We start from the raw sequence: 15148 nt of genomic DNA on the forward strand, positions 1-15148 counted from the left end.
CTGCTCGCCGCGGCCCGGCTGCCCGGCGACGCCGAGGTGCTCGGGCCGGTGCCGGCCGACGAGGGGCGCGAGCGGATGCTGGTCCGGGTGCCCCGGGCGCGGGCCGCCGCGCTCGCCGAGGCCCTGCACTCGGCCGCCGGGGTGCGCACCGCCCGCAAGGCCGCCGATCCGGTTCGTCTCCAGGTCGATCCGCTGAGCCTGTTCTGACCGTTTTCCCAGGGCGCGGCCGCTTTCCCGGGGGGCGCGGCCGGCGGGCGGAAGCCGGCCTGACGGGTGGCGCCCGCACACCGCGTCCGGCAAAGCGCTGGCGCCGAGGTGGTAGCATCGCCCGTCATGCTCGGTCGTACGACGGCCCCAGGTCACGGCGCCGCCCGAAGGCGGGCGGGCCGGGAACGCGCCGGTCGGACGCGATGTCGATGATGTCAGGAAGCCGGTTATCAGGGGTGGACCAGTCGTGACCGTTCGACAATCGATCGTCTTCAACGGCGACCTCGGCAGCGGCAAGAGCACCGTGTCGGTGGAGATCGCCAAGCGGCTCGGCATGCGCCGGGTCAGCGTGGGCGACCTCTACCGGGAGATGGCGCAGCAGCGGCAGATGACCGCCCTGCAGCTCAATCTGCACGCCGAGCTGGACCAGGCCGTCGACGGTTACGTCGATCAGCTCCAGCGCGACATCGCCGCCTCCGGCGAGCATCTGATCATGGACTCGCGGCTGGCCTGGCACTTCTTCACCGACGCGCTCAAGGTGCACATGATCACCGAGCCGGGGGAGGCGGCCCGTCGGGTGCTGGCCCGCCCGTCCGGCCCGGCGGAGAGCTACGCCTCGCTGGAGGAGGCGAAGGCCAAGCTCCGCGAGCGCAGCGAGAGCGAGCGCAGCCGGTTTATCGTCCGCTACGGGGTGGACAAGGCACGGTTGCGCAACTATGACCTGATCTGCGACACGACCCGGGCCTCCGCCGCCGAGGTGGTCGAGCACATCATCGCCGCGTACGAGGGCACGCTCGGCGCCGACGTGCTGCGCGACGGCTCGCCGCTGCTGCTGCTCGACCCGGCGCGGATCTACCCGACCGAGGACATCGCGACCCTGCGCGGGCTCTGGGACAGCGAGTTCGTCGGCGACGTGGCCGAGGCCGGCGACGAGTCCCTGGAGCCGCTGAAGATCGGCTTCACCGGCGAGTACTTCTTCGTCGTCGACGGTCACCGTCGGCTCAGCGCCGCCGTCCAGAACGGTTTCTCCCTGGTCCCCGCCCAGCTGGTCGCCGAGGTCGACGAGCCGGTGGTGGGCGGGATGAGCGCCGTGGACTACTTCGCCGCGCACGTGCGCCCCGGCCTGGTCTACGACTGGGAGGCGGCCCACAAGATCCAGTTGCCGCTGCCCGAGCCGGCGCTGCTCGGCGGCGACGCCGTGCTCGCCGCGGACCGGGGCGTCGGCGCCTGAGCCCAGCGCGGAACCGGACCGGCGCGCGGGGTGCGCGCCGGCCCGGCCGTCGGCTCGACCGACGGTTCGCCGCGAGGCGTCAGCCCAGGACCACGCCCGAGGCGCCGACGCCGGCCATGCCGGAGAAGATGTCCTCGTAGTACATCCGCCAGGCACACACCCGCCCGGTGGGGACGTAGCCCGTACACGCCGTCGCGGTGTTGGTGTCGTCGATGGCGGTGTTCGTGCCGGTCGCCCAGACCTGGAGGGTGTTCGCCGGGTTCACGATCTCCACCGGGCCGCCGCTGTCGCCCTGGCCGACGGCGTTGGTGCGGGTGGTGTTCTCGGCCTGCACCTGGCCACAGACCGTGCCGAAGTTACGCACGTTGATGCACAGGTTGCGGGCCTTCACCTGGATCGAGCAGCGGGTGCCGGAGTACGCGCCGGAGGTGCACACCCAGTTGCCGACCTGGCTGGCCTGCGCGCCGATCACCTGGTTGCTGAACTCGCTGACCACCCCGCCGGCCGCGTCGGTGCTGTTGTTGAAGACCCGGCCGCCGGAGGTGCCGGCGATGAGCAGGGTGTCGCTGCTGACGTTGCGGGTTCCGACGGTGCCGATCGTCTGCCCGGTCGGGTCGGTCGCGAGGACGTTGAGGTTGGCGCAGTGCGCTGCGGAGAGCATCCGCGACACCCCGCCCTGGAAGACCCCGAAGCCGGTCGAGCAGCCGCCACCGGTGGCGGTGTTGCGCCACGCTGCGCCACCCCACCAGGGCGACGTGTCGTCCCACCGGGTCGCGGGCGCGGCGGCGACGCCGGTCTGCACGGTCACCGGGACGCCGGCGAGAGCCGTCGCGCCGAGCAGCCCGCTCTGCGTACCGACGAGCAGGCCGGCGCCGTCGGCGCGCGGCCCCACCGTGGTGATCTTGCCGCCGGCCGTGGCGCGCAGCCGGTCGGCCGCGACCATCAGCTCCCGCTGTGAGTACGCGGCGGGCAGCACCGTCGTCGCGACGGTGGCCCGCGCGTTGGCCACGAGGCGGGCCGGCGGCTCGCCCTTCCAGTAGACCTGGAGCTGACGGGTGGTGGGATCGGCGACGATACCGGCGAAGCCGGAGTTCGCGCTGCGCTGCGCCGCGTTGGTGATCTGCGCGGCGGCGGTGTTCATCCGCTGCTGCAACCCGAGCAGCTCCGACCAGGAGGCGAAGCCGCCGGGCACCGCCGTGCTGTCGACGAACGATCCGGTGGTGGTGGCCTTGCCTTTCGGCGCGGCGGTGGCCGGTGCGGCGCTCACGCCCGCGACGAGCAGCGTGAGGCCGCACGCGGTGACGGCGATGCGACGCAGCATCGTCGTGGACCGTCGAACGGTCGGGTGTGGACGGATCATCTGGTGCCCCTTCCCCAGGGTTTCGTGGCGCGGGCCGAACCCGCACCAGGGACGGTGGCACGAGACGTCGGTTCAGCACGGCGATCCTGGACGGGACTGGACACCGTCGGACACCGCCGGACGGGGCAGCGGTCCGATGTGGAACTGTCAGACATCGGCCGCCTCCTATCTAGCGGTGTGTGACCGCAACTAGCCTGCCCGTGTCGGCACCCGGGGCGGCCGGGTGACCGGTAGGGGGTGGGGGCCGCATGTCCGACCAACGGGTACCGTCCGGCGTTCGTCGAGCACCGCAGGGGCCGCCCGCGGCGTTCGACGTGGCCCGCGGCGGTGTCGAGGCGCAGACCCTGTCAGAGCTGGCCGGCCTGTTGCGCCAGCTGCGCCGCCGCGAAGCCCGGCAGCAGGGGGAGACGCGGCTGACGTACCGGCAGTTGGCGGCGAAGACCGGCTGGTCGCGCGGGATCATCGGGGAGTACTTCGCCGGCCACATCCTGCCCCCGCCGGAGCGGTTCGACGCGCTCATCCGGCTGCTCGGGGCGACCCCCACCGAGCAGGGAGTGCTGGCCACCGCGCGGGACCGGATCGAGGAGCGACGTCGACGTCCGACGCGGGACCACGCGGCCACCGGCCGGGCGGGCGCCGGGGCCGTACGGGCCCGCAGCGGCGGCACCCGGGCCGCCCCGACCCGCTTCCCCGTGCCCCGCCAACTGCCCCCGGCGCTGCCCGGATTCGTCGGACGTGCCGCCCAGCTCGCCCAGCTCGATGTCGCCTGTGCCGGCCTGGACACCTCCGGCGACGGCGGCCGGGCGCCGGCCACCGTGGTGACGCTGTCCGGCACGGCCGGGGTGGGCAAGACGACGCTGGCGGTGTACTGGGCGCACCGGGTCGCCGACCGCTTCCCGGACGGCCAGCTCTACGTCGACCTGCGCGGATTCGACTCCACGGGAACGGTGGTGACGACCGTCGAGGCGGTACGGGGTTTCCTGGAGGCCCTTGAGGTGCCGCCCGCACGGATCCCCACCCACCTGCCCGCGCAGGTGGGGCTCTACCGCAGCCTGCTCGCCGGTCGCCGGATGCTGGTGCTGCTGGACAACGCCCGCGATGCCGACCAGGTTCGCCCGCTGCTGGTCGGCAGCCCGACCTGCCTGGTCCTGGTGACCAGCCGTAACCTGCTGGCCGGCCTGGTCGCCACCGAGGGTGCCCGGCCGGTCGGCGTCGAGCTGCTCAGCGCCGCCGAGGCCTGGCAGCTGTTGGCCCGGCGGCTCGGCGCCGACCGGTTGGCGGTCGAGCCGCAGGCCGTGGACGAGATAATCGAGCGATGTGCGCGGCTGCCGCTGGCCCTGGCGGTGCTCGCCGCGCGGAGTGCGGCGAATCCCGCCTTCTCCCTGGCCACCCTCGCCGCCGAGTTGCGCGCGGCGCCGCGCCCGCTGGACTCCTTCGACGGTGGCGACGCCGGCACCGACGTGCAGGCAGTCTTCTCCTGGTCGTACCGGAGCCTCACGCCCGCGGCGGCACGGCTGTTCCGGCTGTTCGGCTGTCACCCCGGCCCGGACATCGGGGTCGCCGCGGCGGCCAGCCTGGCGGGGCTGCCACGGGAGCAGGTGCCCCGGCTGTTGGCGGAGCTGGCCCACGCCCATCTGGTCAGCGAGCACGCCCCCGGCCGGTTCGGCGCGCACGACCTGCTCCGGGCGTACGCCGCCGAGCAGGCCGACCGACTCGAGCCGCCCGAGGCACGGCGGGCCGCGATCCGGCGCGGGCTGGACCACTACCTGCACACCGCGCACGCGGCCGCGCTGCTGCTGCAGCCGGGGCGCGATCCGGTCGCACTGGCGGCGGCCCCACCGGGTGTGGCGCCCGAGGAGATCACCGACCACGCGCAGGCGCTCGACTGGTTCACCATCGAATACCCGGTGCTGCTGGCGGCGGTCGCGCACGCGAAACGTGCCGGTTTCGACGGTCACCCCTGGCAGCTCGCGTGGACGCTTGTGGACTTTCTGCAACGCCGGGGGCGGTGGCCGGATCTGGCCGTCGCCCAGCGGACCGCCCTGGCCGGGGCGCGGCGGGCGGGGGACCGACTCGGGCAGGCGAACGCCCACCGCGACCTCGCCCGGGTGCTGTCCCGGCTGGGCCGGGTGGACGAGGCGGCGAGCAACTACCGGCAGGCCCTGGCGCTCTTCGGGGCGCTGGGTGACCACACCGGGCAGGCGCGTACCCACCGGGCGTTCGGCGCGATGCTCGACGGCCTCGGCCGGTACGCCGAGGCGCTGGACCACGTGCGGCGGGCTCTCGCGCTGTACCGGGACGCCGGCCATCTGGCCGGGGAGGCCAGCGCCCGCAACGCGGTGGGTTGGGCGCACGCCCAGCTCGGCCAGTACCGCCCGGCGCTCGCCCACTGCGAGCAGGCGTTGGCGCTGCTGCGCCGGACCGGCGACCGGCACGGTGAGGCGAACACCTGGGACAGCCTCGGCTTCATCCACGCGCGGCTGGGCGACCACCGGGAGGCGGTCCGCTGTTACGGGCGGGCGCTGCGGCTGTACCGGCGGATCAGCGACCGCTACGACGAGGCGGACACCCTCGCCCGGCTCGGCGAGAGCCGGCACGCGGCGGGGGACCCGGCCGGCGCGGCGCGTACCTGGCGGCGTGCCCTGGGCATCCTCGACGACCTCGGTCACCCCGACGGCGAGCGGGTCCGCGCCCTGCTGAGCCGGGCGGCAACCGCCCCGGGCTGACGCGCGTGCCGGGCGGGGGATGCCGGCTGCCGGCGGCACCGGGATGATGGAGCCTCCGACGCATCGACGGGGGAGGCCAGCCATGGATGCTGCCGAGGCGCTCACGCTGCTCATGTCGCCGCAGGGACGCGTCGATCCGTACCCGACGTACGAACGGCTGCGCTCGCACGGCCCGGTGGTGCAGGCGTTGCCCGGCATGTACGTGGTGACCGGCTACCCGGAGGTCGACGAGCTGCTGCGCGACCCCCGGCTCGGGGTGCTCGACGACGCGCTGCGGGACCAGATCTGGCCGAACTGGCGGCAGAGCCCGGCGATCACGTCGATCGCCCGGTCCATGCTGCGTACCAATCCGCCCGATCACAGCCGTATGCGCCGACTCGCCGCCGGCGCGTTCAGCCCGCGTCGGATCGCCGGGATGCGCGACGTGGTGCACGCCCAGGCCGAGGAACTGCTCGACGCGATGATTGCCCGCGCCCGTGACGGCGAGCCGATCGACCTGCTGGCCGACTTCGCGTACCCGTTGCCGGTCGGGGTGATCTGCGCGCTGCTCGGCGTGCCGGCGCAGGACCGGCCGCTGTTCCGCCGCTGGGCCGGCGACCTGACCGGGGTGCTGGAGCCGGAGATCACCACCGAGGAGCTGGCCGTCGCCGACGCGGGCGCCGCCGAGCTGCGCGACTACTTCGTCGAGCTGATCGTCGCCCGACGCCGGGCACCGGCCGATGATCTGACCACCGCGCTGGTCCAGGTGCACGACGCCGACGGCGCCCGGCTCGCCGGCGACGAACTGCTGGCCAACCTGGTCGTGCTGCTGGTCGCCGGCTTCGAGACCACCACCAACCTGCTCGGCAACGGCCTGGTGGTGCTGCTGCGCCACCCCGAGGCCGCCTCGGCGCTGCGCGCCGACCCCGGGCTCGCCCCGGCGTACGTCGAGGAGCTGTTGCGCTACGACTCCCCGGTGCAGCTGACCACCCGGACGAGCACCGCGCCGGTGCGCTGCGGCGGGCTCGACCTGCCGGCCGGCAGTACGGCGCTGCTGCTGCTCGGCGCGGCCAACCGCGACCCGCGCCGGTTCCCCGACCCGGGGCGCTTCGATCCGACCCGCGAGCAGGCGCACCCGCTGTCCTTCGGCGCCGGCCCGCACTACTGCCTCGGCGCCGGCCTGGCCCGGCTGGAGGCGCAGCTGGCGTTCCCGATGCTGCTGCGCCGTCTGCCCGAGCTGGCCCTGGCGGGGCAGCCTCGGCACCGGACCCGCCTGACCCTGCGCGGCTACGAGAGCCTGCCCGTGACGCTGGGCACACCGGCGGTGGCCGATCGAGGTACGCCGGCCGGGGCGCTCGGGAGCACTCCGTAGACTGGTACGGCACCGCTCGCCCGCCTGATGAAGGAGCCGTCCCGCGTGACCGTCCAGCCCATCCGTCTTTTTGGGGATCCGGTGCTGCGCACGCCGGCCGATCCGGTGGTCGACTTCGACGCCGAGCTACGGCGGCTCGTCGCCGACCTCACCGACACGATGCGTGAGCAGAACGGCGCCGGCCTGGCCGCGCCGCAGCTCGGTGTCAGCCTGCGGGTGTTCGCCTTCGACGTCGACGACGTGCTCGGGCACCTGGTCAACCCGGTGCTGGAGTTCCCCGACGAGGAGGAGCAGGACGGCCCCGAGGGCTGCCTGTCCATCCCCGGGCTCTACTTCGACACCAAGCGCCGGCAGAACGTCATCGCCAAGGGCTTCAGCTCGTTCGGCGACCCGATGCAGATCGTCGGCACCGGCCTGATGGCGCGCTGCGTGCAGCACGAGACCGACCACCTCGACGGGGTGCTCTTCCTGGACCGACTGGACCCGGAGGGGCGCAAGGAAGCCATGAAGGCGATCCGCCAGGCCGAGTGGTACGACGCGGCGGCCCCGCCCACGGTCAAGCTCAGCCCGCACATCAGCGACCCCTTCGGTCTGGGTCGGTGACCCGGATGCGTGTGATCTTCGCCGGTACGCCGGCGGTGGCCGTGCCCGCCCTGGCCGCCGTCGCGGCCTCCCGGCACGAGCTGGTCGCCGTGGTCACCCGGCCCGACGCGCCCGCCGGGCGGGGGCGTGGCCTGTCCCGCTCCCCGGTCGGCGCGTGGGCCGACGAGCACGGCGTCGAGGTGCTGACGCCGGCCCGCCCCCGCGACCCGGAGTTCCTCGACCGGCTGCGCGAGCTGTCCCCGGACTGCGTGCCGGTGGTCGCCTACGGCGCGCTGGTTCCGCCGGCCGCCCTGGAGATCCCCCGGTACGGCTGGATCAACCTGCACTTCTCGCTGCTGCCCGCCTGGCGGGGCGCCGCGCCCGTGCAGCACGCCGTGCTGCACGGCGACGAGCTGACCGGGGCCAGCGTCTTCCAACTGGAGCAGGGCCTGGACACCGGCCCCGTCTTCGGCACCCTGACCGACGAGATCCGCCCCGGCGACACCTCCGGCGACCTGCTGGAGCGGCTCGCCGACACCGGCGCCGGGCTGCTGGTGGCGGTGCTCGACGGGATCGCCGACGGCACCGCGCGCGCCGAGCCGCAGCCCGCCGACGGGGTGTCGCTGGCGCCGAAGCTGACCGTGGAGGACGCCCGGGTGCGCTGGGGTGACCCGGCCTTCGCGGTGGACCGGCGGATCCGCGCCTGCACGCCGGCCCCAGGGCCGTGGACGACCTTCCGGGACGAGCGGGTGAAGCTCGGCCCGGTCGCACCGGTGGCCGACGGCCCGGACCTGAAACCAGGGGAGTTGCTGGTGGAGAAGAACCGGGTGCTGGCCGGCACGGCCACCGTGCCGGTGCGCCTCGGCGAGGTCCGCGCCGCGGGCAAGCGCGCCATGGCGGCCACCGACTGGGCGCGCGGCGTCCGCGTCAGCGCCGGCGAGGGTCTCGCGTGACGGCCCCGGAGGGAACGCGTCCGTTCCGAGGCGGTTCGTCCGCCGGCCGCGGCGGCGACCGCCGGCCGACCCGGCCGCCCCTGGACCGGCCACGACGCGTGGCGTACGAGGCGGTGGCCGCCGTGCACCGCGACGACGCCTTCGCCAACCTGGTGCTGCCCACCATCCTGCGCGAGGAGGGGCTGTACGGCCGCGACGCCGCGTTCGCCACCGAGCTGACCTACGGCACCCTGCGCCACCTCGGCACGCTCGACGCGATCCTCAGCGACGCGTCCGGGCGGGACGTGGCCCGCATCGACCCGCCGGCGCGCGACGCGCTGCGGATCGGGGCGTACCAGCTGCTGCACACCCGGGTGCCCCCGCACGCCGCCGTGTCGTCGACCGTGGACCTGGTCCGCTCGGTCGCGCCGGGCGCCGCCGGGTTCGCCAACGCGGTGCTGCGCGAGGTGTCCACCCGCGACATCGACGGGTGGGTGGCCAAGCTCGCCCCGCCGATCGAGACCGACCCGGTCGGGCACCTGGCGCTGGCGTACAGCCACCCGCAGTGGATCGTGCGGGCCTTCTCCGAGGCGCTCGACGGCGACCTGGGCGAGACCGCCCGGCTCCTGATCGAGGACAATGAGCGTCCCCCGGTGCACCTGTGCGCCCGTCCCGGCCTGATCGACCCGATCGAGCTGGCCGACCAGGTCGGCGGCGCGCCCGGCGCCTTCTCGCCGTACGCCGTCTACCTTCCCGGCGGCGCCCCGGGCGACGTGCCGGCGGTGGTCGACGGTCGCGCCCACGTCCAGGACGAGGGCTCCCAACTCGTGGCCGCCGCGCTCGCCGACGCGCCGCTGGACGGCCCGGACGGGCGCTGGCTGGACCTGTGCGCCGGTCCGGGCGGCAAGGCCGGCCTGCTCGGCGCGTTGGCCGCGCAGCGCGGCGCCCACCTGACCGCCGTGGAGGTGGCCGAGCACCGGGCTCGGCTGGTGTCCCAGGCGACCCGGGGTCTGCCGGTGACCGTGGTGGCCACCGACGGTCGTGAGGTCGGCGCGGACCCGAAGCTGCCGGAGGGCCACTTCGACCGGGTGCTGGTGGACGCCCCGTGCACCGGGCTGGGCTCGCTGCGTCGCCGGCCCGAGTCGCGCTGGCGCCGCCAGCCCTCCGACCTGCCGCCGTTGACCCGGCTGCAGCGGGAGTTGCTGGGCGCCGCGCTGCGGGCGGTCCGACCGGGCGGGCTGGTCGCCTACGTCACCTGCTCGCCGCACACCGTCGAGACGCACGTGACGGTCACCGAGGCGGCTCGCCGCAGCGGCGTGTCGGTGGACTTCGTCGACGCCCGACCGCTGCTGCCGGCCGGCATGCCCGGCCTGGGCGACGGCCCCACCGTGCAGCTCTGGCCGCACCGCCACGGCACCGACGCGATGTTCCTCGCCGTCCTGCGCAAGGGCTGACAGCCGCCCCGCGCGAGGGCTGAACGCGACACCGCACCCGGCCGAGCCGGCCGGGTGCGGTCGTGCCGGCCGGAATCAGGTGACCGGGAGGCCCTTGGTGCCGGCGTTCTTCAGCGAGCGGGTCAGGTCCCGGTCGCTGATCCAGAGGAAGCACTGCACGCCGCGGTTGCCGTTGCGCCACTCCTGCTCGTACGGCTGGTAGTAGATCGTTCCGGCGCGGAAGTCGAGCTGCGAGTTGTCGGGCACCTTGGCGTACTTGGCCGTCACCGACTGGCACGCCCGGTGGGTGCGCTTGGTGGTGCGGTTGAACTCGGCGTAGCTGATGTCCGGGGCCTGCCAGATCCCGACGAACTCGGCGTGGTGCTTGGCGGTGCAGGACACCGCCACCATCTCCTCGATCTTGTCCTTGTCCAGCTTGGGGTTGAAGCAGCGGTACGCCAGCGGCGACGCGCCGGTCAGGGCACCCCGCAGGCTGCCGGTGCGCAGGTCGACTGCGGTGTCGTCGATGCTGGCGATCTCGGTGACGTCACAGCGGTACCAGCGGGCCCCGCCGGCCCAGGCGGCCGGCGAGGGCAGCACGACGGCGAGCCCGAGGCGCCCGGAGCGCCAGTCGCCGCCGACGGCCTTGTTGACCTCCGTCTCGCAGCCGGCCTGCGCGGCCCGCATGCCCACCGAGCCGGGCGGCGGAGGTGTGCCGCGTTCGGTGCCGGGGCCGGTGAGCGTGCCGACGTGCAGGGTCTCCACCCGGTGCGACTCGGCGCACTCCATGGGGTTGTAGCCGCTGAGGAAGCCGACCTGCTGGGAGGAGTGGTGGCAGACGCCGGCGGCGGGGACGAACTGCTGCGCCACCACGGGCGCCGGCCAGTCGTCGATGAGGTCACGGTCGACTCCGGCGGGTGCGCCACAGCCGGTGAGCGCCAGGGCCACCACCGCGCCCCCGGCAATCGCCGTCAACCACCGTCGCATCGTCGACCTCCCGCCGCTGGTGACCTCCGGACGGCCCCCAGCCGGCCGGTAGCGCCACGGCGCAGCAGCATACGGCACCGCGACTCAGATCGCGGGCAGTCCCTCGGGGCCGGCGCCGCGCATCGAACGGGTGAGTTTGCGGTCGTCGCTCCACAGGAAACAGCGCACTCCACGGTCGCCCTCGTCCCACTCCCGCTGCGACGGTGGGTAGTAGATGGACCCGGCCCGGTACGGCAGGTCGCTGTTGTTCGGCACGGCCGCGTACGTGGCGATCAACGCCATGCAGCGCCGGTGCGCCTGCTCGCCCGCGCGGGTGAACTCGGCCCAGCTCATGTCCCGTTCCTCGTAGACGCCGACGAACTCGGCGCGGTGCGGCTCGGTGCAGAGCACCGGGGCCATGTAGTTGAGGTTGTCGCCGATCAGCTTGGGGTCGAAGCAGCCGTGGGTCAGCGGGGTGTCGCCGATCAACGCCCCGCGCAGGCTGCCGACGCGGTTCACCGGCCGGGTGTTGTCGATGCTGTCGGTCTCGCTGAGGTCGCAGCGGAACCAGCGTGCGCCGCCGGTCCAGGCTGGGCCGCTGGGCAGCGAGAGCGTCAGGGTGAGCCGGGCCGTGTGCCAGTCGCCGCCGAGCACCTCCCGGGCCCGCTGGTCGCACTCCGAGCGGGCCGCGCGCAGCGCGGTCGAGCCCGGGCCCGGCCGGGTGCCGGCCTGCGCGGCCGTGCCGGTGAACGTGCCGACGTGGATCGCCTCGGCGAGGTGGCTGCGGGCGCAGTCGACCGTCTCGTACGTGCTGGCCTGCACGACGGAGGTGATCCGGGGCAGGCAGGTGTCGGTGGCGGGGGTGAACGGTCTTGGAACCCGCAGTGCCGGCCAGTCGTCGGTGAGGTCACCGTCCGCGCCTCGTGCCGGACCGCAGCCGGCCAGCAGCATCGTCGTGATGCCGACCAGCGCCAGCGCTGGAAGCCACCGTCGCATCGTCCGCCCTCCCGGGAGCTGGCGACCGGTCACCGCGCCCCGCGGCGCGACCCCGGCGGGCGTGCAGCCTACGGCACCGTCCCGGTTGGAGTGTCGTCGCGTTTGGGTCGATCGGCCAGCCACTGATGTCTGTTCGTCCGGAATCGATGGCCCGGACCGGCTTATTCTGCACTACTGGTCACTGCTGGATCACAGCGTGTCGGAGTTGGTGCCGTGCTGCGGGCGGCGGGTGGCCGCGTTCGTACACTGGCCCCGTGACCGTACCGCCGCCGATCGTCGCGCCGAGCATCCTGGCCGCCGATTTCGCCCGCCTCGCCGAAGAGGTCCGTGCCGTCGAGGACGCCGCGGACTGGTTGCACGTGGACGTGATGGACAACCATTTCGTGCCCAATCTGACCATCGGGCTGCCCGTCGTGCAGAGCCTGCGGGCCGCCACCACGATGCCGTTCGACGTGCACCTGATGATCTCCGACCCGCGTAGGTGGGCCCCCGGCTACGCCGACGCCGGGGCATACAACGTCACGTTCCACGCCGAGGCGGCCGACGACCCGGTGGCGCTCGCCAAGGACCTGCGCTCGGCCGGCGCGAAGGCCGGGCTGGCCATCGACCGGGACACCCCGATCGAGCCGTACCTGGAGCTGCTGCCCAGCTTCGACACCCTGCTGATCATGACGATCAAGGCGGGCTTCGGCGGGCAACGGTTCATCCCGCAGCTGCTGGACAAGGTCCGCGCCGCCCGCCGGCACGTCGACGCCGGCCACCTGGAGCTGCGCATCGAGGTGGACGGCGGGATCGCCGCCGACACCATCGAGCAGGCGTCCGCCGCCGGCGCCGACGCGTTCGTGGCCGGCACCGCCGTCTACGGCGCCGCCGACCCGGCCGAGGCGGTCCGGCGACTGCGGGCCCTGGCGGAGCGCGCGGCGCCCGGGGCCTGAGGTGGAGCCGGAGGCCGACCGCAAGGACATCATCCTCGTCGTCGACGACGACGCGGACATCGCTCGGTTCGTCGAGTTCAACCTGCGGTTGCACGGCTTCGAGGTGATCCACGCCAGTGACGGCCAGGAGGCCCTGGAGGTCATCGAGCGGCAACGGCCGGACCTGGCCGTGGTCGACCTCATGATGCCCCGCATCGACGGGCTGGAGCTGACCCGACGGCTGCGCGCCGACCCGATGACCTCCGCCATTCCGGTGATCATGTTGACGGCCAAGGGGATGACCGTCGACAAGGTCCACGGGCTCAGCGCCGGCGCGGACGACTACCTGGTCAAGCCGTTCGACACCGCCGAGCTGGTGGCCCGGGTCTCCTCGACGCTGCGGCGCAACAAGGAGTTCCGGGAGGTCTCCCCGCTGACCGGGCTGCCCGGCAACAGCCGGATCCGGCGGGAGATCAGCGACCGGGTCCGGCACGGCGTGGACTACGCGGTCGGCTACATCGACATCGACCGGTTCAAGAGCGTCAACGACCGGTACGGCTTCGTGCGTGGCGACGACTTCATCTCCGCGCTGGCCCGTAGCCTGCACCGGGCGGTGGTGGCGGTGGGTCTGCCGCCGGCGTTCCTCGGTCACGTCGGCGGCGACGACTTCGTGATCGTCTGCGCGCCGGACCAGGTCCGCCCGCTGACCTCCCGGGCGGTGGTCGACTTCGAGAAGTCCGCCGACACGCTCTACGACGCCACCGACCGTGAGCGCGGCTTCGTCGAGCTGAAGGACCGGCGCGGCAACATCCGCCGGGCCGCCCTGGTCACGCTGTCCATCGGCGTCTCCCTCTCCGACGCCGGCAAGCGGTTCACCGACCCCCTGGAGGCGATCGCGGTGGCCTCGGAGATGAAGACGGTCGCCAAGAGCCAGCCGGGGTCGTACGTGGCGGTGGACCGGCGGCGCGGCGTCTCCTGACGCGTGATCCCGCTGTGAACTAGCTCGCCTGGATAAGGACACACCGCGTTCGGCGTGTAAGACTGCGGAGTACCCACCACGCGCTGGCGGGACTCGGTGAAATTCCGAACCGGCGGTGATCCACGGTCCAACCGTGGTCAGCCCGCGACCCGGACGGCTTGCCGCCCGGTGGACCTGGTGAAAATCCGGGGCCGACGGTTGGGGGCGGTTCGTCCGCGCCCAGACAGTCCGGATGGGAGACAGCGCGCGGGACGGACGGGTCCGAGCCGGCCGCTGGCGTCAGCGTGCCGTGCCGCCCATCCGGGTCGGCTGTGCCGTACCCGGACTCCGCCGCCGCCTGCCCGCGGTCCATGCCGCCTCCCTGACCGCCCGCGCGCGGACCGGCGAGTGAGAGGGCAGAACAGGGCGATGGCCAGCGTCTCCGTCGATGAGGCGATGCGGCGTGCGATCGAGCTGGCGGCTCGCGGGCTGGGCACCACCAGCCCCAACCCGGTGGTCGGGTGCGTGCTGCTCGACGCCGACGGCGAGGTCGTGGGGGAGGGCTTCCACGCCTACGCCGGTGGGCCGCACGCCGAGATCGTCGCGCTGGCCCAGGCCGGCCCGCGCGCCGAGGGCGGCACCGCGGTCGTCACTCTGGAGCCCTGCGACCACACCGGCCGCACCGGCCCCTGCAGCACCGCGCTCGTCCAGGCCGGGGTGGCCCGCGTGGTCATCGCGGTGCCCGATCCGAACCCGGTGGCCTCCGGCGGCGCCGCCACGTTGCGCGCCGCCGGGGTCCAGGTGGATCTGGGGGTACGCGGCGACGAGGCCGAGGCCGGCAACGTCGCGTGGTTGACCTCGATGCGCCGGGGCTGGCCGTACGTCATCTGGAAGTACGCCGCCACCGTCGACGGCCGGTCCGCCGCCGCGGACGGCACCAGCATGTGGATCACCTCGGAGGCCGCCCGGATCGACGTGCACGCGCTGCGCGGCACGGTCGACGCGGTCGTCGCCGGGGTGGGCACCGTGCTCGCCGACGACCCCCGGTTGACCGCCCGCAACCTGCGCGACGGCAGCCTGGCCATCCGGCAGCCGCTGCGGGTGGTGGTGGACAGCTCGGGGCGTACCCCCTTCGACGCCCGGGTCCGCGACGGCGCCGCGCGGACGTGGATCGCGACCGCGGCCGAGGTGGGCGCGGGCCCGGACGGCCGGGTCGACCTGTCGGCGCTGCTCGCGGCGCTGCACCAGCGCGGGGTCCGCGCGGTGCTGCTGGAGGGCGGCCCCCGGCTGGCCGGCGCGTTCCTGGCCGCCGGCCTGGTCGACAAGATCGTCGGGTACGTCGCGCCCCGGCTGCTCGGCGCCGGCCCCACCGCCCTGGTCGACGCGGGAGTGACGACCATCGCTGAGGCCATCGATCTGGAGTTCGTGGACGTTACGCAGGTCGGTCCGGATCTCCGGATCACCGCTTTGCCCCGCAAAAGGGAGGGCTGAC

At 74.1% G+C, this 15148-nt stretch carries 11 protein-coding genes, 2 pseudogenes and 1 riboswitch; of the genes and pseudogenes, 10 read left to right on the forward strand and 3 right to left on the reverse strand.

The window, feature by feature from the left end:
- Positions 1-207: pseudogene (locus tag ABZU46_RS14765) on the forward strand (primosome assembly protein PriA); the annotation flags it as partial.
- A 247-nt stretch (positions 208-454) separates the two neighbouring features.
- The gene (locus ABZU46_RS14770) at positions 455-1438 is read left to right on the forward strand and encodes an AAA family ATPase (protein ID WP_354857784.1); all 984 of its coding nucleotides are present in this window, start codon (positions 455-457) and stop codon (positions 1436-1438) included.
- A 79-nt stretch (positions 1439-1517) separates the two neighbouring features.
- Here ABZU46_RS14770 and ABZU46_RS14775 read toward each other — a convergent pair whose 3' ends face one another.
- The gene (locus ABZU46_RS14775) at positions 1518-2798 is read right to left on the reverse strand and encodes a hypothetical protein (RefSeq protein WP_354857787.1); all 1281 of its coding nucleotides are present in this window, start codon (positions 2796-2798) and stop codon (positions 1518-1520) included.
- Between the two features lie 248 nt (positions 2799-3046).
- On the opposite strand from ABZU46_RS14775, the gene ABZU46_RS14780 reads away from it, so the two are divergent.
- The 5 genes and pseudogenes from ABZU46_RS14780 to ABZU46_RS14800 form a co-directional block, all read left to right on the forward strand.
- The gene (locus ABZU46_RS14780) at positions 3047-5524 is read left to right on the forward strand and encodes a tetratricopeptide repeat protein (RefSeq protein WP_354857788.1); all 2478 of its coding nucleotides are present in this window, start codon (positions 3047-3049) and stop codon (positions 5522-5524) included.
- An 82-nt stretch (positions 5525-5606) separates the two neighbouring features.
- Positions 5607-6875 carry a cytochrome P450 gene (locus ABZU46_RS14785; RefSeq protein WP_354857790.1) on the forward strand — a complete coding sequence of 423 codons (1269 nt, stop codon included), beginning with the start codon at positions 5607-5609 and terminating at the stop codon, positions 6873-6875.
- A 45-nt stretch (positions 6876-6920) separates the two neighbouring features.
- The gene (def, locus tag ABZU46_RS14790) at positions 6921-7478 is read left to right on the forward strand and encodes a peptide deformylase (protein WP_354857793.1); all 558 of its coding nucleotides are present in this window, start codon (positions 6921-6923) and stop codon (positions 7476-7478) included.
- Between the two features lie 5 nt (positions 7479-7483).
- Positions 7484-8410, forward strand: coding sequence for a methionyl-tRNA formyltransferase (gene fmt, locus ABZU46_RS14795; RefSeq protein WP_354857796.1), 927 nt, complete (start codon positions 7484-7486; stop codon positions 8408-8410).
- 50 nt (positions 8411-8460) lie between these two features.
- Positions 8461-9843 (forward strand): annotated as a pseudogene (locus tag ABZU46_RS14800) (transcription antitermination factor NusB); the annotation flags it as partial.
- Between the two features lie 75 nt (positions 9844-9918).
- Here the strand turns inward: ABZU46_RS14800 and ABZU46_RS14805 are convergent.
- Together ABZU46_RS14805 and ABZU46_RS14810 are read right to left on the reverse strand one after the other, a co-directional pair.
- Positions 9919-10809 (reverse strand): septum formation family protein, encoded by an 891-nt coding sequence (locus ABZU46_RS14805; RefSeq protein ID WP_354857798.1) that lies wholly within the window; start codon positions 10807-10809, stop codon positions 9919-9921.
- Positions 10810-10893: 84 nt separating this feature from the next.
- Entirely contained in the window at positions 10894-11784 is an 891-nt protein-coding gene (locus tag ABZU46_RS14810) for a septum formation family protein (RefSeq protein WP_354857800.1), read from the reverse strand.
- 254 nt (positions 11785-12038) lie between these two features.
- On the opposite strand from ABZU46_RS14810, the gene rpe reads away from it, so the two are divergent.
- The 3 genes from rpe to ribD all read left to right on the forward strand — a co-directional run bounded on the left by rpe (position 12039) and on the right by ribD (position 15147).
- Positions 12039-12719 (forward strand): ribulose-phosphate 3-epimerase, encoded by a 681-nt coding sequence (gene rpe / locus ABZU46_RS14815; protein ID WP_354857803.1) that lies wholly within the window; start codon positions 12039-12041, stop codon positions 12717-12719.
- A gap of 1 nt (position 12720) precedes the next feature.
- Positions 12721-13677, forward strand: a complete 957-nt coding sequence (locus ABZU46_RS14820) for a response regulator (RefSeq protein WP_354857805.1) — start codon at positions 12721-12723, stop codon at positions 13675-13677.
- Between the two features lie 78 nt (positions 13678-13755).
- A riboswitch (FMN riboswitch) is annotated at positions 13756-13925 on the forward strand.
- A 160-nt stretch (positions 13926-14085) separates the two neighbouring features.
- Positions 14086-15147, forward strand: coding sequence for a bifunctional diaminohydroxyphosphoribosylaminopyrimidine deaminase/5-amino-6-(5-phosphoribosylamino)uracil reductase RibD (gene ribD / locus ABZU46_RS14825; protein WP_354857808.1), 1062 nt, complete (start codon positions 14086-14088; stop codon positions 15145-15147).
- Position 15148 lies beyond the last annotated feature (1 nt).

It is taken from the genome of Micromonospora sp. NPDC005197 (assembly GCF_040608295.1).
Classification (GTDB): domain Bacteria; phylum Actinomycetota; class Actinomycetes; order Mycobacteriales; family Micromonosporaceae; genus Micromonospora.

Coding starts and splice junctions, on each gene's coding strand:
- ABZU46_RS14810 (WP_354857800.1), bottom strand. CDS start 11,784: ATGCGACGGTGGCTTCCAGCGCTGGCGCTGGTCGGCATCACGACGATG.
- ABZU46_RS14780 (WP_354857788.1), top strand. CDS start 3,047: ATGTCCGACCAACGGGTACCGTCCGGCGTTCGTCGAGCACCGCAGGGG.
- fmt (WP_354857796.1), top strand. CDS start 7,484: ATGCGTGTGATCTTCGCCGGTACGCCGGCGGTGGCCGTGCCCGCCCTG.
- ABZU46_RS14805 (WP_354857798.1), bottom strand. CDS start 10,809: ATGCGACGGTGGTTGACGGCGATTGCCGGGGGCGCGGTGGTGGCCCTG.
- ribD (WP_354857808.1), top strand. CDS start 14,086: ATGGCCAGCGTCTCCGTCGATGAGGCGATGCGGCGTGCGATCGAGCTG.
- ABZU46_RS14785 (WP_354857790.1), top strand. CDS start 5,607: ATGGATGCTGCCGAGGCGCTCACGCTGCTCATGTCGCCGCAGGGACGC.
- ABZU46_RS14775 (WP_354857787.1), bottom strand. CDS start 2,798: ATGATCCGTCCACACCCGACCGTTCGACGGTCCACGACGATGCTGCGT.